Annotated in this window: 18 protein-coding genes; 6 read left to right on the top strand and 12 right to left on the bottom strand. The window is 70.5% G+C overall.

Annotated elements, in window-relative coordinates; all coding sequences use genetic code 11:
• The first annotated feature begins 5 nt into the window (after positions 1-5).
• Positions 6-200, top strand: a complete 195-nt coding sequence (locus ACFYPA_RS34160; protein WP_359085446.1) for a hypothetical protein — start codon at positions 6-8, stop codon at positions 198-200.
• A gap of 36 nt (positions 201-236) precedes the next feature.
• Here ACFYPA_RS34160 and ACFYPA_RS34155 read toward each other — a convergent pair whose 3' ends face one another.
• Positions 237-632, bottom strand: a complete 396-nt coding sequence (locus ACFYPA_RS34155; protein WP_359319415.1) for a metal-sensitive transcriptional regulator — start codon at positions 630-632, stop codon at positions 237-239.
• A 200-nt stretch (positions 633-832) separates the two neighbouring features.
• Between ACFYPA_RS34155 and ACFYPA_RS34150 the strand changes: the two genes are divergently transcribed.
• Together ACFYPA_RS34150 and ACFYPA_RS34145 are read left to right on the top strand one after the other, a co-directional pair.
• The gene (locus ACFYPA_RS34150; protein WP_148019498.1) at positions 833-1,453 is read left to right on the top strand and encodes a DUF47 domain-containing protein; all 621 of its coding nucleotides are present in this window, start codon (positions 833-835) and stop codon (positions 1,451-1,453) included.
• Positions 1,454-1,458: 5 nt separating this feature from the next.
• Positions 1,459-2,457, top strand: a complete 999-nt coding sequence (locus ACFYPA_RS34145; protein ID WP_359085448.1) for an inorganic phosphate transporter — start codon at positions 1,459-1,461, stop codon at positions 2,455-2,457.
• A 122-nt stretch (positions 2,458-2,579) separates the two neighbouring features.
• On the opposite strand, the gene pstB is transcribed toward ACFYPA_RS34145, so the two are convergent.
• The 11 genes from pstB to mshD all read right to left on the bottom strand — a co-directional run bounded on the left by pstB (position 2,580) and on the right by mshD (position 14,272).
• Positions 2,580-3,356, bottom strand: a complete 777-nt coding sequence (gene pstB, locus ACFYPA_RS34140; protein ID WP_359085449.1) for a phosphate ABC transporter ATP-binding protein PstB — start codon at positions 3,354-3,356, stop codon at positions 2,580-2,582.
• Positions 3,357-3,380: 24 nt separating this feature from the next.
• Positions 3,381-4,463, bottom strand: coding sequence for a phosphate ABC transporter permease PstA (pstA, locus tag ACFYPA_RS34135; RefSeq protein WP_389136311.1), 1,083 nt, complete (start codon positions 4,461-4,463; stop codon positions 3,381-3,383).
• Complete coding sequence (pstC, locus tag ACFYPA_RS34130; RefSeq protein WP_359085451.1) at positions 4,460-5,452, bottom strand: phosphate ABC transporter permease subunit PstC; 993 nt, start codon at positions 5,450-5,452, stop codon at positions 4,460-4,462. The genes pstA and pstC overlap by 4 nt, the downstream gene beginning before the upstream one ends.
• A gap of 156 nt (positions 5,453-5,608) precedes the next feature.
• Positions 5,609-6,745 (bottom strand): phosphate ABC transporter substrate-binding protein PstS, encoded by a 1,137-nt coding sequence (gene pstS / locus ACFYPA_RS34125; RefSeq protein ID WP_359085452.1) that lies wholly within the window; start codon positions 6,743-6,745, stop codon positions 5,609-5,611.
• A 317-nt stretch (positions 6,746-7,062) separates the two neighbouring features.
• Positions 7,063-7,491, bottom strand: a complete 429-nt coding sequence (locus ACFYPA_RS34120; RefSeq protein WP_389136308.1) for an NUDIX hydrolase — start codon at positions 7,489-7,491, stop codon at positions 7,063-7,065.
• A complete protein-coding gene (locus ACFYPA_RS34115; protein ID WP_389136306.1) occupies positions 7,488-8,489 on the bottom strand; it encodes a CHAD domain-containing protein in 1,002 nt (333 codons plus the stop codon). The genes ACFYPA_RS34120 and ACFYPA_RS34115 overlap by 4 nt, the downstream gene beginning before the upstream one ends.
• Positions 8,476-10,728, bottom strand: coding sequence for an RNA degradosome polyphosphate kinase (locus ACFYPA_RS34110; RefSeq protein WP_359085454.1), 2,253 nt, complete (start codon positions 10,726-10,728; stop codon positions 8,476-8,478). Before ACFYPA_RS34110 ends, ACFYPA_RS34115 begins: the two co-directional genes overlap by 14 nt.
• A 239-nt stretch (positions 10,729-10,967) precedes the next feature.
• A complete protein-coding gene (locus tag ACFYPA_RS34105; protein ID WP_359085455.1) occupies positions 10,968-11,936 on the bottom strand; it encodes a hypothetical protein in 969 nt (322 codons plus the stop codon).
• Entirely contained in the window at positions 11,933-12,835 is a 903-nt protein-coding gene (locus ACFYPA_RS34100; protein WP_359319421.1) for an ABC transporter ATP-binding protein, read from the bottom strand. The genes ACFYPA_RS34105 and ACFYPA_RS34100 overlap by 4 nt, the downstream gene beginning before the upstream one ends.
• Positions 12,832-13,242, bottom strand: a complete 411-nt coding sequence (locus tag ACFYPA_RS34095; protein WP_359085457.1) for a GntR family transcriptional regulator — start codon at positions 13,240-13,242, stop codon at positions 12,832-12,834. Before ACFYPA_RS34095 ends, ACFYPA_RS34100 begins: the two co-directional genes overlap by 4 nt.
• Before the next feature lie 91 nt (positions 13,243-13,333).
• Positions 13,334-14,272 (bottom strand): mycothiol synthase, encoded by a 939-nt coding sequence (gene mshD, locus ACFYPA_RS34090; RefSeq protein WP_359085458.1) that lies wholly within the window; start codon positions 14,270-14,272, stop codon positions 13,334-13,336.
• A gap of 641 nt (positions 14,273-14,913) precedes the next feature.
• Between mshD and ACFYPA_RS34085 the strand changes: the two genes are divergently transcribed.
• From ACFYPA_RS34085 to ACFYPA_RS34075, 3 genes are all read left to right on the top strand, one after another.
• The gene (locus tag ACFYPA_RS34085; RefSeq protein WP_389136301.1) at positions 14,914-16,773 is read left to right on the top strand and encodes a bifunctional metallophosphatase/5'-nucleotidase; all 1,860 of its coding nucleotides are present in this window, start codon (positions 14,914-14,916) and stop codon (positions 16,771-16,773) included.
• A gap of 262 nt (positions 16,774-17,035) precedes the next feature.
• The gene (lanKC, locus tag ACFYPA_RS34080; RefSeq protein ID WP_359085460.1) at positions 17,036-19,705 is read left to right on the top strand and encodes a class III lanthionine synthetase LanKC; all 2,670 of its coding nucleotides are present in this window, start codon (positions 17,036-17,038) and stop codon (positions 19,703-19,705) included.
• Positions 19,706-19,735: 30 nt separating this feature from the next.
• The gene (locus ACFYPA_RS34075; RefSeq protein ID WP_359085461.1) at positions 19,736-19,867 is read left to right on the top strand and encodes a SapB/AmfS family lanthipeptide; all 132 of its coding nucleotides are present in this window, start codon (positions 19,736-19,738) and stop codon (positions 19,865-19,867) included.
• Positions 19,868-19,893: the final 26 nt, after the last annotated feature.

The following is a 19,893-nucleotide window of genomic DNA, read 5'->3' as shown; positions in this document are numbered from 1 at the left end:
GTGACGTGGTGACGCTCAGCCCGCGGACCGTGACGGACCATGTGGCTCTCGCCGAGATCGAGCTCTGCGGTGAACTGATGATCGCGGCGTCGGCGGCGATCGGGGAGCGCCTCAGCGTGGACCGTATCGACGAGGTGCTCGATGTGAAGGTGGTCACGGAGCGCACCACCGTCCCCCGGCAGGCGGATCACCGGGGTTGACGGGGCGGGAGCAGGGACCGGGGCGAGGGCCGGTGGTCAGGTGCGCAGCAGGCGGGCGATGGCCTTGGTGGCCTCCTCGACCTTCGCGTCGATCTCCTCGCCGCCCTTGACCGCGGCGTCGGCGACACAGTGGCGCAGGTGCTCCTCCAGCAGCTGGAGCGCGAAGGACTGGAGCGCCTTGGTGGACGCCGAGACCTGGGTGAGTATGTCGATGCAGTAGACGTCCTCGTCGACCATGCGCTGCAGACCGCGGATCTGGCCCTCGATGCGGCGCAGGCGCTTGAGGTGCTCGGCCTTCTGGTGGTGGTAGCCGTGGATCCCGCGGTCGTGGTCGGTCACGATCGCTTCGGCGGGAGCCGTGGCTTCGGCCGTGCCGGCGCCGTCCGCCGATTCCGGCGCGCGCTCCGCCTCGGTGGCCTCGGTAGTGGTCATTGCTGCCTCCCGTTTTCCCTTTACCCTGCCGTTTATATACCCCTGGTGGGTATATCTTAACGAATTCGTCCGAAACGTGACCGGGGCCCCGTGCTGATCACTGTGCCTGATGCGCGACACTGAAGAATGCCGGTTAGCCGTGGCCGGATGATGCGCCTAGCATCAGCCTGACCGAATCCAAAGCACCCCGAGGACCCCACGTGCGCTTTCGTCTGACCCCCAGGGAGACGAGCTTCTACGACATGTTCTCCGCATCCGCGGACAACATCGTCACGGGCTCGAAACTCCTCATGGAACTGCTCGGGGCGGATTCTGCCTCCCGAGTCGAGATCGCGGAGCGCATGCGGGCAGCGGAGCACGCGGGGGACGATGCCACCCACGCGATCTTCCACCAGCTGAACTCCTCATTCATCACGCCCTTCGACCGCGAGGACATCTACAACCTGGCCTCCTCGCTCGACGACATCATGGACTTCATGGAGGAGGCCGTCGACCTGGTCGTTCTGTACCAGGTCGATGAGCTCCCGAAGGGTGTCGAGCAGCAGGTCGAGGTCCTGGCACGGGCGGCGGAACTGACCGCCGCGGCCATGCCGAACCTGCGGACCATGGACAACCTCACCGAGTACTGGATCGAGGTCAACCGCCTGGAGAACCAGGCCGACCAGATCCACCGCAAGCTGCTGGCCCAGCTCTTCAACGGCAAGTACGACGCCATAGAGGTGCTGAAGCTGAAGCAGATCGTGGACGTGCTGGAAGAGGCTGCGGACGCGTTCGAGCACGTCGCGAACACGGTGGAGACCATCGCGGTCAAGGAGTCCTGACCCACGTGGACACCTTTGTACTGGTCGTGACCATCGGCGTCGCGCTCGGCTTCACGTACACGAACGGCTTCCACGACTCGGCGAACGCCATCGCCACGTCGGTCTCCACCCGGGCACTCACCCCCCGTGCGGCCCTGGCCATGGCGGCGGTGATGAACCTCGCCGGCGCGTTCCTCGGCAGCGGGGTCGCCAAGACCGTCAGCGAGGGCCTGATCGCGACGCCCACGGGCGACAAGGGGATGGGAATCCTCTTCGCCGCACTGGTCGGCGCGATCATCTGGAACCTGGTCACCTGGTACTTCGGCCTGCCGTCGTCGTCCTCCCATGCCCTGTTCGGCGGAATGGTCGGTGCGGCGCTCGCCGGCGGGACGCTGGTGCACTGGGGCGGGGTGCTCGACAAGGTCGTCATCCCGATGTTCATCTCCCCGGTGATCGGCCTGGTGGTCGGCTACCTGGTGATGGTCGCCATCATGTGGATGTTCCGGAAGTCCAACCCGCACAAGGCCAAGCGCGGTTTCCGGATCGCCCAGACGGTCTCGGCCGCCGGCATGGCGCTCGGTCACGGTCTGCAGGACGCGCAGAAGACGATGGGCATCGTGGTGATGGCCCTGGTCATCTCCGGCCACGAGACGTACAGCGACCCGATCCCGGTCTGGGTGAAGCTCGTCTGCGCGCTGATGCTGTCCCTGGGCACGTACGCCGGTGGCTGGCGCATCATGCGTACGCTCGGCCGGAAGATCATCGAGCTGGACCCGCCGCAGGGCTTCGCCGCGGAGACGACGGGGGCCTCGATCATGTTCGGTTCGGCGTTCCTGTTCCACGCGCCGATCTCGACGACGCACGTCATCACCTCGGCGATCATGGGTGTCGGCGCCACGAAGCGGGTGAACGCGGTGCGCTGGGGTGTGGCGAAGAACATCATCCTGGGGTGGTTCATCACGATGCCGGCGGCGGCGCTGGTCGCCGCGGCGAGCTACGGGGTCGTCTTCCTGCTGTTCGGCTGACCGCAGGTCTGTCCACCGTACGAACGGGTCCGCCCCGCCCTCCTCATGGAGAGCGGGGCGGACCCTTCGCCTTGTGGTGGCACCGCCATGCAGCACCCCAAGGCCGTCTGTGCGGAGGCCCCTCAGCCGAAGCGGCCGGAGATGTAGTCCTCCGTGGCCTGGACCGAGGGATTGGAGAAGATGCGCGCCGTCTCGTCGATCTCCACGAGCTTGCCGGGCATGCCGACCGCCGCGAGGTTGAAGAACGCCGTGCGGTCCGAGACCCGGGCCGCCTGCTGCATGTTGTGCGTCACGATGACGATCGTGAAGCGTTCCTTCAGCTCACCGATCAGGTCCTCGATGGCGAGGGTGGAGATCGGGTCCAGGGCGGAGCACGGCTCGTCCATCAGCAGGACGTCCGGCTCGACCGCGATGGCGCGGGCGATGCACAGGCGCTGCTGCTGGCCGCCGGAGAGGCCGGAGCCGGGCTTGTTCAGCCGGTCCTTGACCTCGTTCCAGAGGTTCGCACCCCGCAGCGACTTCTCCACGATGTCGCCCAGGGCGCTCTTGCGGTACGAGCCGTTGAGCCGCAGGCCCGCCGCGACGTTGTCGAAGATCGACATGGTCGGGAACGGGTTCGGGCGCTGGAAGACCATGCCGACCGTGCGGCGCACGGTGACCGGGTCGACGTTCGATCCGTACAGGTTCTCGTCGTCCAGCATCACCTTGCCCTCGACGCGGCCCCCGGGGGTGACCTCGTGCATCCGGTTCAGGGTGCGCAGGAAGGTGGACTTGCCGCAGCCGGACGGGCCGATGAAGGCGGTCACGGAGCGGGGCTCCACGGTCATGGAGATGTCGTCGATCGCCTTGTGGCTGCCGTAGAAGGCGGACAGGCCACTGATGTCGATGCGCTTGGCCATCTGAATCACTGCTTTCTGCTGGCCCTATCGGCCGGTCTTGGGGGCCTTCCAGCGGGCGATGCCGCGGGCCACCAGGTTGAGGATCATGACGAAGGCGATCAGGACCAGGGCCGCTGCCCAGGCGCGGTCGTAGGACGCGGCCTCGCCGATCTTGTACTGCTCGTAGATGTAGAACGGCAGTGACGACTGGGCGCCTTCGAAGGGGTTCGGGTTGATCAGCTGGCTGCCGAAGACCAGCAGGATGATCGGCGCGGTCTCGCCCGCGATGCGCGCGATGGCGAGCATGACGCCGGTGGCGATGCCGCCGATCGCGGTCGGCAGGACCACCTTCAGGATGGTGCGCCACTTCGGGATGCCGAGGGCGAGGGAGGCCTCGCGGAGCTCGTTCGGTACGAGCTTCAGCATCTCCTCGGTGGAGCGGACCACGACCGGGATCATCAGGATGGTCAGGGCCAGGGCGCCCATCAGGCCGGAGGGCTCAAGACCCGCGATCAGCATGATCGAGAGGATGAAGAGGCCGGCGACGATGGACGGGATGCCGGTCATCACGTCGACGAAGAAGGTGACGGCCCTGGCCAGCGCGCCCTTGCCGTACTCCACCAGGTAGACCGCGGTGAGCAGGCCGAGCGGGGCGGAGATCAGGGTGGCGATGCCGACCTGTTCCAGGGTGCCGATCAGGGCGTGGTAGACGCCGCCGCTGGCCTCGGCCCCGAGGACACCGGCCATCGAGTGGGTCAGGAAGTAGCCGTCCAGGCGCTCCGAGCCGCGGCTGATGGTCGTCCAGAGCAGGGAGGCCAGCGGGACGACGGCGATCAGGAAGCAGACCCAGACGAGGCTGGTGGCCAGGCGGTCCTTGGCCTGGCGCTTGTTCTCCACGATGGTGGTGGCGACGTACGAGATCGTCAGGAAGAGCAGCGCGGAGAGCAGGCCCCACTGGACGCGGCTGTGCCAGCCGGCGGCCGCGCCGATGCCGGTGCCGAGGGCGATCGAGACGACCGCGAAGCCGAGCGGGGCGAGGCGGGGCAGGGTCCGGCTGCTGAGGCTGCCCACCGGGGTGGGAGGTACGGGCGCCGGGCGTTCCTGGACGCTCGTGGATGCGTGGCTCATGCGTTGGCCCCCGAGTACTCCTTGCGGCGGGCGATGATGAGCCGCGCGGCGCCGTTGACCAGCAGGGTGAGGACGAAGAGGACGAGGCCGGAGGCGATCAGGGCGTCGCGCCCGAACGCGTCGGCCTCGCCGAACTTCGCGGCGATGTTCTGGGCGAACGTCCCGCCGCCCGGGTTGAGCACGTGCAGCGAGATGAGGAAGCTCGGCGACAGGACCGTGGCGACGGCCATCGTCTCGCCGAGCGCGCGGCCCAGACCCAGCATCGAGGCGGAGATCACGCCGGAGCGGCCGAACGGCAGCACCGAGAGGCGGATGACCTCCCAGCGGGTGGCGCCCAGTGCGAGCGCGGCCTCCTCGTTCATCCTCGGGACCTGGAGGAAGACCTCGCGGCTGACGCTGGTCACGATCGGCAGGATCATGATCGCGAGCAGGATGCCGACGGTGAAGAGCGAGCGGGCGACGCCGATCTCGGTCTTCTCGAACAGGTAGGTCCAGCCGAAGAACTGGTCGAGCCAGAGGTTCAGGCCCTCGAGGTACGGCACGAGGACGAGCGCGCCCCAGATGCCGTAGACGATGCTGGGCACCGCGGCGAGCAGGTCGATGACGTACGCGATCAGGCCGGCGAGCTTGCGGGGCGCGTAGTGCGAGATGAACAGGGCGATGCCGACAGCGATCGGAACCGCGATGACCATCGCGATGATCGAGCTGACGACGGTCCCGAAGAGCAGGACGGCGATGCCGAAGACGGGCGGGTCGCCCGCCGGGTTCCAGTCGAAGGTCGTGAAGAAGTTGCCTTCGTCCTTGGAGATGGCGATCGCGGCGCGGTAGCTGAGGAACACGGCGATCGACGCCATGAGCACGAGCAGCAGGATGCCGGAGCCGCGGGAGAGTCCCAGGAAGATCTTGTCACCGGCGCGGCCGGTGGAGCCGGCGCGGGTGCGCCTGCCCGGCGGGGCCGGTGGGATTTCGGTCTGAGTGGTGGAAACCATGGTCTTTCCGGTCTGTGTGGGGGAGTCCCTCTGGGGCTCCCCTGGCGGCGGTGCACCGGATGGGTCGGGTGGCGGGGCCGGTCCGGAGGGGTGCGCCGGACCGGGCCCGCCTGTTGCGTCGTGCGGTGTGCGTCTTCGCTGTGCGGGGTGTGCGGGTTACGAGAGGCCGGCGACCGTCTCGCGGACCTTGGCGTTGATCGCGTCGGGGATCGGGGCGTAGCCGGCCTCGGTGAGGAGCTTCTGGCCGTCCGCGGAGGCGGTGTAGGTCAGGAAGGACTTCACGGTGCCGAGGGTGTCGGCCTTGTTGCCGGTGTCGCAGACGACCTCGTACGTCACCAGGACCAGCGGGTACGCGCCCTCGGCCTTGGTGGTGTAGTCGAGGCTGAGCGCCAGGTCCTTGCCGGTGCCCTTGACCTTGGCGGCGGCGATGGCCTTGGAGGCGTTCTCCGAGGAGGCCTTGACCGGGGCGGCACCGCCGGTGTTGATGTCGACCGTGGTGATCTTCTGGGAGGCGGCGTACGAGAGCTCGAAGTAACCGATCGAGCCGTCGACCTGCTTCACCTGGGTGGCGACACCGGAGGAGCCGGACGCGGCCTGGCCACCGGGGGCCGGCCACTTCTTCTCGGCCTCGTACTTCCAGTCGCTCGGGGCCGCGGCGCCGAGGTACTTGCCGAGGTTCTGGGTGGTGCCGGAGTCCTCGGAGCGGTGGAAGGGCTGGATCGCCTTGTCCGGGAGCTTGGCGCCCGGGTTCAGCTTGGCGATGGCCTCGTCGTTCCACTTCTTGATCTTCGTGTCGAAGATCTTGGCGAGGGTGGGGGCGTCCAGCGTGAGGCTGTCGACGCCGTCGAGGTGGAAGCCGACCGCGATCGGGCCGCCGACCATCGGGAGGTTGATGCCCTGGCCGGTCTTGCAGATCTTCTTCGAGTCGGCGACCTCCTCGGGCTTCAGCGCCGAGTCGGAGCCGGCGAAGCCGACGGTGCCCTGGTTGAAGGCGACGATGCCCTCGCCGGACGAGGAGGAGTTGTAGTTGATCTCCACACCGGAGCAGGCGGCCATGTACTCCTTGACCCAGAGGTCCATGGCGTTCTTCTGGGCGCTGGACCCGGAGGCGCGCAGCTGGCCCTTGGCGCCGTCGCACTTGACGTTCGACGCGGCCTTGGTCTGACCGCCGCTCCCGCCCGTGTCGCCGCCGCTGTTGTTGTCCGAACCGCACGCCGTGAGGACCAGGGCGCCGGAGACGGCGAGGGCACCGAGCGCGGTGGCACGAAGCCGGTTCTTGCGCTGAAGCTTCACTTTCGGGTGTTCCTTCCAGGAGCCGCCGTGGTGGTTTCGGTCTACGACGGCGTGCGAGGTAATGGGTGGAGCGGAAGTCCTGTCCGGTGCGGTGTGTTCCTCGCACCGTGCACTGCCGAAATTAGGCAGAACAGGTGAAGCGGCTTGCGAGGGTGGGTGAACGGGAGGTGAACCGTGTCGGGCGGCCTGGTTCCGGTGTACGCACCCCGGCCCGTCCGGCCTTCGAGGACGGAACCGCCGCCCGGGACCGGGCCGCCTCCACACGAGCGCCCGCCCAGGGGCAGCCGGAGTCCGGCCGGGCACGCGGGAGGATCCGGCTACGCGTCCGGCAGGGTGCGCAGGGCCGCGTCCAGCAGGTCGCGGTCGCGGGGCTGCGTCAGGCGGGTGCGTGCGGCGGCCGGGCCGAGCCACAGCACGTCGTCCACCTCGCTGTTCGGCACGAAGGCGCCCGCGGTGGCCTCGGCGGACCAGTACGTGACCTCTTTCGGCCGGCCGTTCGCGACGTACCGGACCATGGGCAGCACGGCCCCCGGCACGCAGTGGTGCCCCGTCTCCTCCAGGACCTCGCGCAGGGCCGCGTCCCGCGGCGACTCGTCGCGCTTCAGCTTCCCCTTCGGGAACGACCAGTCGTCATATCGCGGCCGGTGTACGAGGCAGAGCTCCACACCTCCGCCCGGGGACGCGGGCGGGCGGCGCCACAGCACGCAGCCCGCCGCCCGCACCGTGCCGCCCACCGCCCGGGTCATGGCCGGATCGCCGCGGCCGTCGTCGCGTACGGCCAGCTCTGCCGGAAGGCGGACCGCGCCGCCTCCACCTCGTGGCGCTGGTCGGCGTGGAGCACCCCCAGGGCGTACGCCGTCGTCGGCGCGATACGGGGGGTGCGGGCGGCCGCGGAGGCCGCCGCGGCCGCCTCCGCCGCGTCCCGGTGCAGATCGAGGGCGTGCCCGGCGCCGGCCAGGACCGGATCGGGGGCGCCCCGCACCACCTCCCGGGCGTACCGGTGCAGGCGCAGCAGCAGCCGGGTCTGGTGCCAGGGCGCGTCGTGCGCCTCGTTGTACGGCTCGGCCGCCTCGTACGGCGGGAGCGCCGCGACGGCGCCGAGCAGCCGTTGTTCCGCCCGGTCGGCGGGCTCGCGCAGCAGTTCGCCGGCGGGTTCGGCCGCCTCGGCGGACAGCGGGACCTCGGAGGCGAGCAGCGCGACGGCGTCGGCCACGGCGTGGAAGCGCGAGGAGCCGAGCGCCTGGAGCGCCGCGGAGTGCGCGCGGGTCCGGGCGAGGGTCAGCTGCCGTTCCAGCAGTGCGCCGGCGCGCGCCGCGCCGACGCCGAGGACGGCGCGCTCCTTGTCGACGACGAGGGTGGTGGCGCCGGCCTCGGCACGGGCCGCCGGCAGGGGCGCCCCCGACAGCCCGTGCAGCGCTTCGAGGAGCCGGCTCAGCCGGTCCGCGTACGCGCGTTCCCGTGCGAGCGTGCCGGACAGCCAGGCCAGCTCGGTCCGCAGCTGCTCGGCCCAGAGGGGGTCGAGCGCCGCCCGGAAGGTGTGCAGGGTGCCGCTGATGCGGCGGGACGAACGGCGCAGGGCCCCGGCGGCCTGCTCGGCGGCCTGGGGTCCGGCGTCCGTGGGGGCGCTGTTCTCGCGGTGCAGACGAAGGCTGCGCAGGAAGTCCGCGGCCTGGGCCCGCAGATATGGCGCGAGCACCGCCCCCGCGGTCACGTCCGCCTGTGTCTGGTGGTCAGGGCGTCGCACGCCGGCGCCTCCGGGCGTCAATGAGCATTTCCTGTACGTGACGCAGTGGCCGGCCCTCCGCGTCCGTGGCGTGCCGGGTCCAGTTCCCGTCGGGCCCCAGGTGCCAGGAGGAGGTGGTGTCGGCCATGCCGGTCTCCAGGAGCCGGCTGAGTGCGGCCCGGTGGGCGGGGTCGGTGACCCGGACCAGGGCCTCGATGCGACGGTCGAGGTTGCGGTGCATCATGTCGGCGCTGCCGAACCAGACCTCGGGCTCGCCGCCGTTGCCGAACGAGAAGACCCGGGAGTGTTCGAGGAATCGGCCGAGGACGGAGCGCACCCGGATGTTCTCGGAGAGGCCGGTGACACCGGGGCGGATCGCGCAGATGCCGCGGACCCAGATGTCGACCGGGACACCGGCCTGCGCGGCCCGGTAGCAGGCGTCGATGATCGCTTCGTCGACCATCGAGTTGACCTTGATGCGTACGTAGGCGGGCCGGCCGGCCCGCTGGTTCGCGATCTCCTTGTTGATCCGGACGATCAGCCCGTCGCGCAGCGACTTCGGGGCGACGAGCAGGCGGCGGTAGGTCTCGCGGCGCGAGTAGCCGGAGAGCCGGTTGAAGAGGTCGGAGAGGTCCGCGCCGACCTGGGGGTCGGCGGTGAGCAGGCCGAGGTCCTCGTAGAGCCGGGCCGTCTTGGGGTGGTAGTTGCCCGTGCCGACGTGCGAGTAGCGGCGCAGGGTGTCGCCCTCCTGGCGGACGACGAGCGAGAGCTTGCAGTGCGTCTTCAGGCCGACGAGCCCGTAGACGACGTGGCAGCCCGCCTCCTCCAGCTTGCGCGCCCATTTGATGTTGGCCTGCTCGTCGAAGCGGGCCTTGATCTCGACGAGTACGAGGACCTGCTTGCCGGACTCGGCGGCGTCGATCAGGGCGTCGACTATGGGGGAGTCCCCGGAGGTCCGGTACAGCGTCTGCTTGATCGCGAGGACGTCCGGGTCGCCGGCCGCCTGTTCCAGGAAGGCCTGGACGGAGGTGGAGAAGGAGTCGTACGGGTGGTGCAGCAGCACGTCGCGTTCGCGCAGGGCGGCGAAGATGTCGGGTGCGGAGGCGGACTCGACCTCGGCGAGGTCGCGGTGCGTGCCGGCGATGAACTTGGGGTACTTCAGCTCGGGCCGGTCCAGCGACGCTATGCCGAACAGCCCGGTGAGGTCGAGCGGCCCGGGCAGCGGGTAGACCTCGGCGTCGGACACCTTCAGCTCGCGGACCAGCAGGTCCAGCACGTACGGGTCGATGGACTCCTCGACCTCCAGGCGGACCGGCGGGCCGAAGCGGCGCCGCATGAGCTCCTTCTCCAGGGCCTGGAGGAGGTTCTCCGCGTCGTCCTCCTCGACCTCCAGGTCCTCGTTCCTGGTGACCCGGAACATGTGGTGCGCGAGGACCTCCATCCCCGGGAAGAGCTCCTCCAGGTGGGCGGCGATGACGTCCTCGATGGGGACGTAGCGCTGCGGCGAGGCCTCCAGGAAGCGGGTCAGCAGCGGCGGCACCTTGACCCGGGCGAAGTGGCGGTGGCCGCTGACCGGGTTGCGTACGACGACGGCGAGGTTGAGCGAGAGGCCGGAGATGTACGGGAAGGGGTGTGCCGGGTCGACGGCCAGGGGCGTCAGCACGGGGAAGACGCGCTGACGGAAGAAGGTGAACAGGCGGGCCTGCTCCTTCTCGGTCAGCTCCGGCCAGCGGATCAGCTGGATGCCCTCGTCGGAGAGGGCGGGTGAGATGTCCTGCTGGTAGCAGGCAGCGTGCCGGGCCATGAGTTCGCGCGAGCGGGTCCAGATCAGGTCGAGGACCTCGCGGGGCTGGAGGCCGGAGGCGGACCGGGTGGCGACACCGGTCGCTATGCGGCGCTTGAGGCCGGCCACCCGGACCATGAAGAACTCGTCCAGGTTCGAGGCGAAGATGGCGAGGAAATTAGCCCGTTCGAGGAGCGGTGTCGCCGGGTCCTCGGCCAGTTCCAGAACACGTTCGTTGAACGCGAGCCAACTGCGTTCACGGTCGAGGAACCGGCCCTGCGGCAGTTCGTCCCCGTCGACATCGGGTTCGTACGCGTCGACGTCGGCATCGATGTCCGGATCGAGGTCGGCCGCGGTGGACAGGGTGTGGGAGGACGAGGGGGTGGCGACGGCGTGCGGCCGGTGTGCGGCGAGGGAGCCGACGGACGGCTGGGCGGTGGGCTGGACCGGGACCTCGGAGCTGGGCTGCTGGCTCATGAGCCCATTGTTCCGCGTGGAGTGCTCCGGGGGCGCGTCGGAGAGGGGTGAGATCGCGGAGATCGCGTGGTCGGCGCGCTCTCCGCCGGGATTTCTCCCGTTGCGGGGGGTCGGCACAGCTGGCTGCATCCTGAGAGGGTCGCAAGGCCGTCTGAATGCCCGGTAACGGCGACATGACGTGCAGGAAGCGGTGTGGCCGTGTCCGGGAGTCCGCGAGACCCCCGGACACGGCCGGTCCCTCAGGCGTGGCGGCGGCGCAGGACGCGGAAGGCGAGGGCGACGGCGGCGGCGGTGAGGACGAGGAGGATGCCGGTTCCGACCAGCTGGAGCGGCCAGAAGTGAGCTGCGGGGTGGTAGTCGACGTACGTGCCGGTGACGTGGTGGTCGGCCAGGCAGCGGTCCATGTCGGACACGGGGCCCGGGTCACAGAGGTCGCCGGGCAGCCGCTCGTCCCCTGCCATCAGGCCTCCGTCGACCCACAGGCTGTCGGCCGGCTGGCGACCCGGGGCGTTCAGCGGCGTGATGACCGTGCTGACCGTCCACAGGCTGCTGCGTACGGCGCCGAGCGTGACCGTCACAGCCCCGTAGACCAGGGCCGTGATGCCCATGGCGAGGAGCGTGCGGCGTACCAGCAGCGCGACGAGTGCGCCGAGCGCGATGGCGAGCAGGGCCGAGGCCGTGGGCAGGGTGCCCATCGCGGCATACGCGCTCGTGTCGTACCAGGCCAGGCGGTCGGTGTCGGGGGATGTCCGGCCCCAGACGCAGACGGCCGAGAGCACCGGCACCCCCACCACCGCGATCGCCGCCGGAACGGTGAGCTTGGCGAGGAGCCAGCGGGCGGGGGAGACGGACTGCGACCAGGCCAGCCGGTAGGTGCCGCTCTCCAGCTCCCGGCCGATCAGGGGCCCGGCGACGAACAGGCCGATGGCCGCGGGCAGGACCATCATGGCGACGCCCGCGTACCGCAGCACGTCCCTGAGCCACGCCTGGTGGTCGAGCATGTCCTGGAACGCTGTCTGGCAGCGTGGGGAGGTGTCCATGTAGGAACACCCGGTGTCCGCGTACGTGTCCGCCGTGCCGGAGTTCCACCACATGGACGCGGTCAGTAGGACAATCCCGGCGAGCGCGAGCGCTCCCGTGATCCACAGGACGCGGCGGTGCTGGAGGACGACGACGCGGGCGGGGCCGCGCAGGGCGAGGGAGCTCATGCCGCGTCCACCGCCTCACGGGCCCGGGACTCCGCGCTGGGAGTGAGCAGCGCGGGCGCGTCGGGAGAGCGCAGATGTGCCAGCAGCAGCTCCTCCAGGGACGGTTCGGAACTCTCCCAGGCCGCGGTGTCCACCGGGCCCTCCTTCCGGACGAGTGCGGTCAGCCGCCGGCCCGTGGTGCGGGACTCGACGACGGTGTGCGGGGCGAGGTCCCGTACCGGGCCGGTGAGCAGGGCGTGGGCGACCAGCAGGTCGTCCGTCTCGCCGCCGAGGCGGATCCGGCCGCCGTCGACGAGCAGGAGGTAGTCGCAGGCGCCCTCCAACTCGCTGAGGATGTGGGAGGACATCACGATGGTGGTGCCGTGCTCGGCGGCGTCGGCCATCAGGGCGCCCATCAGCTGGTGCCGCCCGAGCGGGTCGAGGTCGGCCATCGGCTCGTCGAGCAGCAGCAGTTCGGGGCGCTTGCCCAGCGCGAGGGCCAGGGCGAGCCGGGTGCGCTGCCCGCCGGAGAGCGTGCGGACCTTCGCGTCCGCGGGGAGCGGCGCGGTGATGCGTTCGGCGGTGCCCTGGTCCCAGGTCGCCGGGTTCAGTTCGGCGCCCGCCCACAGGGTCTCGGTGACCGTCAACTGCGGGTACAGGGGCTTGTCCTGGGCCACGAACGCCATCCGGCTCCGGGCGTCGCCGGGTGTTCCGCCCAGTACCCGTACCGTTCCCTCGGCCGGCCGCAGGAAGCCTGCCGCGATGCCCAGCAGGGTGGACTTGCCCGCACCGTTGGGGCCGACGAGGGCGCAGACGCGCCCCGCGGGCAACCGGAACGAGCAGTCACGCAGCGCCCAGCTCCCGCCCCTGCTCCGGTACTTCATGCCGAGGCCGTCGGCCTCGATCGCAGCGCCTGTCATCCGGTCTGGTCCCCCTCGAAAGTCTTGTCCAGTACGGCGGTGAAGAGCGCGCTCACGTCGTCCCTCTCCAGGCCGGCGGTACGGGCCCGACGGGCCCAGTCGGCGAGTTCGGCGCGCAGTGGGGCGTCGTCGGCCGCCGCCGCGCCGCCGAGGGCCCGGGTGACGAAGGTGCCGAGTCCGCGCCGCGCCTCGACGAGGCCCTCGCGCTCCAGCTCCCGGTAGGCCTTCAGCACGGTGTTCGGGTTGATGGCGGTGGCCTCCACGACCTCGCGTGCGGTGGGCAGCCGGTCGCCGGGCTCCAGCAGTCCCAGCCGCAAGGCCTGTTTGGTCTGCTGGACGATCTGGAGGTACGTGGCGACGCCGCTGCGCCGGTCGATGCGGAACTCGACCGCTGCGGACTGTGCCATGTTCACCCCTTTCACTAATTGAGTAGTGAAAGGGTGGCGTAAAACAGGGGCGGCGTCAAGCGACGCCGCCCCTGAGGAGACTGACGGCGGCTCAGGACTCCGTGCGGTACATCAGGTCGGTCTCGTGGGTGGTGAAGCCCATCCGCTCGTAGACGGCCACGGCCGCGGTGTTGTCCGCGTCGACGTAGAGCATCGCGGTGGGCAGGCCCTCGGAGGCGAGGTGGCGCAGCCCGATCGCGGTGAGCGCCTTGCCCAGGCCGCCCCCCTGCGCGTCGGGCCGGATGCCGACCACGTACACCTCGCCCAGCTGCTCGTCGGCGTGCACCTTCGTCCAGTGGAAGCCGATCAGCTCGGATCCGCCGTCGTCCGTTCCGCGCTCGGCGAGGAAGAACCCCTTCGGGTCGAACCAGGCCTCGGCCTTGCGGTCGTCGAGGTCGCGCTGGGTCAGCGAGCCCTGCTCGGGGTGGTGGGCGAACGCGGCGCTGTTCACGGCGAGCCAGGCGGCGTCGTCCTCGCCCGGCACGAAGGTGCGGACGGTGACGCCGGGCGGCAGCGCGGGCTCCGCGATGTTCAGCGGGCTCAACGGACGACGCAGCTGGCGCAGTTCGCGGAAGAGCGAGAGGCCGAGCACCTGCGCGAGGTGGCGTGCCGCGGACTTCCCGCCGTGCGCCCAGACCCGCAGCCGCTTGCCGGTGGCCGCGAGCAGCGCCGCCCCGAGTGCCCGTCCGTGCCCGTGCCCGCGGTGCGAGGGGTGCACGACCAGCTCGGCGGCCGGGGCCTCGACGGGGTCGGTGTCCTCCAGCTGCGCGTACCCGACCAGCGTGCCGCCGGCGGTCAACAGGAAGTGCCGCACGCCTTCCCGGTGCCCGCCCCGCAACTGCAGCCGCCCCTGCTCGGACACGGCTTGCCGGCCGTCGGACTGCGCGGCCTCGGCGAGGAGCTCGGAGACGGCGGCGGCCTGGTCGGGGGAGAGGGTGTCGAGCGTCTGGATCTCGCGTCCGGGGGCGGGGAGGGGTACGTCAGTCGTCATGGGGACGAGCGTACGGCGGGGGCGGGGGTTCTGTGTCCTGCGGCGGTCCCCGTGCTCGGGGTTCCGTCCTCAAGCGCCGGACGGGCTGGTTTTGTGCGGGTGCTCCGCGGGGTGCGGGGGCGCTTCTGCCCGGCGGGTGGGGGTGGGGTCCCTCCGGGCAGACTCCTCAAAAATGGCGTGTGCGCCCGACGACGAGCAGGTACCCGGGTCGTACGCCATTTTCTGCGGGGACTGCCCTGCACGCCCCCACCCGGTCGCTCCTGCGTCTGCACGCCGGTGGGACGATTGGTGCAGACTCACGGCGGGCGGGTTCGGGGGCGTGCAGGGGAGTCCCCGCAGGACGACGAACAGATACCCGGGTCCATCGCGTACCCGCCGAACGTTCGTCGTTTGAGGAGACGCCCCGGAGGGACCCCGGACCCCCACCCACAAACCAAGCCCGTCCGGCGATTGAGGACGGAACCCCGAGGCACAGAACCCCGTACTGGGGAAATGGGCGAATCGCCCCCTTCCGCTCGGGCGGCAACCTATTCGTAACCCCAAACATCTGTCGCGCTACGCGCGTTGACTCTAGGCTGCGGCACGCAGTCTCCAGACTTGTCACCACCCTCACACCACCCGCTGAACTCACAAGGGGTCCGATGTCAGCGACACCGCAGAAGAACCGCGCGTCCCGGCGGGTGCTCGCCGCCGCAGCCGGTCTGGCCACCGTCGGAGCACTGGTCGCCGCCATGCCGGCCGGTGCCCAGGGCCACGGCAAGGGGCACGGCCACCACACGCCGGCCCGGACCGTCGACGTGCAGCTGCTGTCCTTCAACGACCTGCACGGCAACCTGGAGCCGCCCGCCGGCTCGGCCGGCTCGGTCACCGAGAAGCAGGCCGACGGCACGACGAAGGCCGTCCCGGCCGGGGGCGTGGAGTACCTCGCCTCCTCGCTGCGTGCCGCGCGCAAGGGCCACCCGTACTCGATCACCGCGGCCGGCGGCGACATGGTCGGCGCGAGTCCGCTGCTGTCGGGCCTCTTCCACGACGAGCCGACCATCGAGGCGCTCAACAAGATCGACCTCGATGTGACGACTGTCGGCAACCACGAGTTCGACGAGGGCGCCACCGAGCTGGCCCGCCTCCAGAACGGTGGCTGCCACCCGGTCGAGGGGTGCTACGAGAAGGGCAAGAAGTTCAAGGGTGCCGACTTCCCGTACCTCGCCGCGAACGTGACGGACGAGAAGACCGGCAAGCCGATCCTCAAGCCGTACACGGTGTGGAAGAAGAACGGCGTCAAGATCGGCTTCATCGGGGTGACCCTGGAGGGCACGCCGAACATCGTGACGGCCAACGGCGTCAAGGGCCTGAAGTTCCACGACGAGATCGAGACGGTCAACAAGTACGCCAAGGAGCTGGACCGGCAGGGCGTGAAGTCCATCGTCGCGCTGATCCACGAGGGCGGCGCCCCGGCCTCGTCCTCGTACAACTACGACTGCGACAGCCCCGCCGCCGGTGACGGGATCTCCGGACCGATCACCGACATCGCCAAGGGCATCTCGCCGAAGGTCGACGCCCTGGTGACGGGCCACACCCACCAGGCGTACGTCTGCACGATCCCGGACCCGGCGGGCAACCCGCGGCTGGTCACCTCGGCCTCGTCGTTCGGCAAGCTGTACACGGACACGACGCTCACGTACGACCGCCGCACCAAGGACATCGTGCGCACCGCGGTGAAGGGCTCGGCGAAGACTTCCCCGAAGCACCCGGCGCCCGCGAACCCGGTCTCGGCGAACCACATCGTCACCCGGGACCAGGCCAAGGCCACCGACATGACGGCCCTGATCGCCCGCTGGAACACCCTCGCGGCGCCGATCGCCAACCGGCCGCAGGGGTTCATCTCGGCCGACATCAACGGCCGCGGTTCCACGGCCCCCGAGAAGCCGCTCGGCAACCTGATCGCCGACGCGCAGCTGGAGGGTCTGGCCCCGGCGGACAAGGGCGGGGCGGTCGTGGCGTTCATGAACCCGGGCGGCATCCGTGCCGACCTGGTGTACACGGCGTCGGGCAGTGAGGGCGACGGCGTCGTGACGTACGGCGAGTCGTTCACCGTGCAGCCGTTCACCAACATGATGAACGTCGTCGACCTGACCGGTGCGCAGCTGGTGGCCGCGCTCCAACAGCAGGTCAGCGGCTCGAACGAGGCCAGCCCGAAGATCCTCCAGATCTCGAAGGGCCTCACCTACACCCTGGACATGACGAAGGCCGGTGCGGACCGCGTGGTCGCCGACACGATCCGCCTGAACGGTGAGGCGATCGATCCGGCCGCGTCGTACCGGGTCGCGATGAACGAGTTCCTGGCGGGCGGCGGCGACGGCTTCGCGGCCCTCGGCGCGGGCACCAACAAGCTGGTCGGCGCCTCGGACCTGGACCTGTTCAACGCCTACCTGGCGGCGCACTCCACGGCCTCGGCGCCGCTGGCCCCGCCGGCCACGGACCGGATCACGGTCGTGCAGTAACTCCCGCACAGCGGTGAGGGGGGCGGTGGGCCGATGGGCCCCCGCCCCCCTCTTCCATGTGCCGGCCTGTGCCGATGGGTGCTCGCAAGGGTGCCCCTCGGCACCGGCGGTGCCGCCCCCGCACCGGTCCCTGTGAGAAGTGCAGATGCGACGTGCACGGTCGATCCGCATGAACGAGTCATGACAGCGGTGACTGTCGCGCCCAAGGGCCTCGTGACACCTTCGTTCATGCCGACAACGTCGCCTGGACAGGGAGTTGTGCGTGAATCCGGAGTACGCCACGTACTGCGAGGCGGACCGTGTCTTCTACGACGCGCCGCACCGCTCCGCCGCCGGTCCCGGCGCCGAGGGGGCCCTCTACGGCCCCGCCCGCGGTGCCGGCCCCGACGGATGGGAGCGTTCGCGGCGCGGCGACTGGCTCTCCTTCAGCCCGCCCGGGATACGGGTGCCGGCGCAGGGCTGGAAGATTCACGTGTCGGCCGCACTCGACAACGCGGAGTCCGTGCTGGGCCGAGTGGCCGCCTTCTGTGTGGCGCGTCGGCTGCCGTTCAAGTGCGTCCCCGGACCCGCCCTGTTGCATCTGCGCAACGCGAAGTACGCGGACCGGGCCGGCAGCGGCAAGTTCATCACGGTCTATCCGCACTCCGAGGAGCAGTTCCCCGAGGTCTGCCAGGGGCTGATGGACCTCCTCGCGGGGGAGCACGGGCCGTACATCCTCAGTGATCTGCGCTGTGGTGAGGGGCCGGTGTACGTGCGGTACGGAGCATTCGCGCCGCGCTTCTGCCCCGGGCCCGACGGTCGCCTCGTACCCGCCGTCGCCGAGCCGGGGGGCAGGCTTGTTCCCGACGCCCGGGGTCCGGCCCTGAGCATCCCCGGCTGGGTGACGCCGCCTCCCTTCCTTCTGCCGCACCTGGAGGCGCGCAGGGCCGTCGGGCTGACCGACGTGCCCTACCGGGTCGAGGGCGCGCTGCACTTCTCCAACGGCGGAGGCGTCTACGTCGGCCGGGACACCCGGACCGGCGAGCGCGTCGTGCTCAAGGAGGCGCGTCCGTACGCCGGCCTGGCGGCGGACGGGGCCGACGCGGTGGCGAGGCTGGAGCGTGAACGGGCCGCCCTGGACATGCTGGCGGGTCTGGAGTGCGTCCCGGACGTCAGGGACGTGATCGATGTCGGGGAGCACCGCTTCCTCGTCCTCCAACACGTGTCCGGCGCCACCCTCAACTCCGTCTTCGCCCGACGCTTCCCCCTGTCCCTGGAGGAGCCGGCACCGGAGGCGATCGCCGAACACGCGGCCTGGGCGCAAAAGATGTACGCCCTCGTCGAGGGTGCTGTGCGTGCCGTCCACGAACGAGGCGTCGTCATCAGCGACCTCCACATGAGCAACATCATGGTCTCCGAGGACGAGTCCCGGGTGGTGCTGCTGGACTTCGAGGCCGCATCCAGAACGCGGGATCAAGCCCGGCAGATCGTCGCCAACCCGGCGTTCGTGGCCCCCTCCGACCGGCGCGGCGCGGACATCGACCGCTACGCGCTCGCCTGCCTGCGCCTCGCCCTGTACCTACCGCTGACCACGCACTTCGCCATCGACCGGCGCAAGGCCGTACGGCTGGCCCAGGAGATCACCCGCATCTTCCCGGTGACCGATGCCGAACTGCGACCGGCCGTCGTGGAGATCCTCCGCGAGGTCGCGGACGAGGATGGCTCCGCGCGGCGGCGCACGGTCCCCGCGCAGGTGACAGGCGTACGCGTCACGCCGGACGGGCCGTCGCTGCCGGCGCCCGGGGACTGGCCGCGCAGCCGCGACTCGATGGCCCGGGCCATCATCGCGTCCTGCACCCCGGAGCGAGAGGACCGCTGCTTCCCCGGTGACATCGCCCAGTTCGCCTCACCGGCCGGCGGACAGTCCTTCGGTTACGGGGCCGCCGGGGTGCTCTACGCGCTCCACGAAACCGGTGCCCCGCCGTGCCCGCAGGCCGAACAGTGGCTGCTCGCGCGGGCCAAGGACCCCGCACCCGGCACCCCCCTCGGCTTCTACGACGGGCTGACCGGCATCGCCTGGACCCTGGACCGACTGGGCCACCGGGAGCAGGCCGCGGAGCTCGCCCGGATCGTCGTGCGGCAACCCCTGCAAGGCCTCACCGCCGACCTGCACAGCGGCTACGCGGGCATCGCGCTCGCTCTCGACGACCTCGCCCGCAACGCGACCGCGACCGACGGCATCGCCCTCTCCCGCGCCGCCGACGAGTGCACCTCGCTCGCCGTCCACGCCCTCACCGACGGTGGACCCGCCCACCGCACGGGACTGCTGTACGGCGCGGCCGGACTGGCGCTGCTGCTCCTGCGCAGGTACGGGACGACCGGCGACCGGCAACTTCTCGACCTGGCCGCCACGGCCCTGCGCCGCGACCTGGCCCGCTGCCAGGAAGGAGCCGACGGAACCCTGCTGGTGGTGGAGGGCACCCGCACGATGCCGTATCTCGGGGCGGGCAGCGCCGGCCTCGCGACGGTCATCGACGACTACCTGGCGCTTCGGCCGGACGAGGAACTGGAGAAGGCACGGGCATCCCTGATGCCCGCCTCCCGGTCCGCCTTCTACGTGCAGCCGGGCCTGTTCAGGGGAGTGGCCGGACTCATCCTCCAGCTGGCCCGGACCCGGACCGGAGACCGGACCGACCGACGGCGCGTCATCCACCGGCACGCCGAACTCCTGAGCTGCCACGCGATGCCGTACAAGGGCGAACTAGCCTTCCCCGGCGAGCAGTTGATGCGGCTCTCGATGGACCTGGCGACCGGCACGGCCGGCTGCCTCCTCGCTCTCGGCAGCGCCTTCGCGGACACCACCGCGTCGCTGCCGTTCCTGCCGCCGTTGCGGCCTGCCCCGCCGCGCTCCGCGGCCCCCGAACCGGCCCCATCCGGGGTCGTCAGTAAATGAACACGACCGTCCCCACGAAAGGACACCATCATGGCGCTTCTCGACCTTCAGACGATGGACACCCCCGCCGACGAGGCGTACGGCGACGTGGCCACGGGCAGCCAGATCAGCCTGCTCGTCTGTGAGTACAGCTCGCTGAGCGTCGTGCTCTGCACCCCGTGACGAGAGGTAGTCGGCCCGGCCGGTAA

It is taken from the genome of Streptomyces sp. NPDC005775 (assembly GCF_042871565.1).
Classification (GTDB): domain Bacteria; phylum Actinomycetota; class Actinomycetes; order Streptomycetales; family Streptomycetaceae; genus Streptomyces.
Note: the sequence above shows the minus strand (reverse complement) of the source record. Positions and strands in the feature narration are given on the sequence as shown.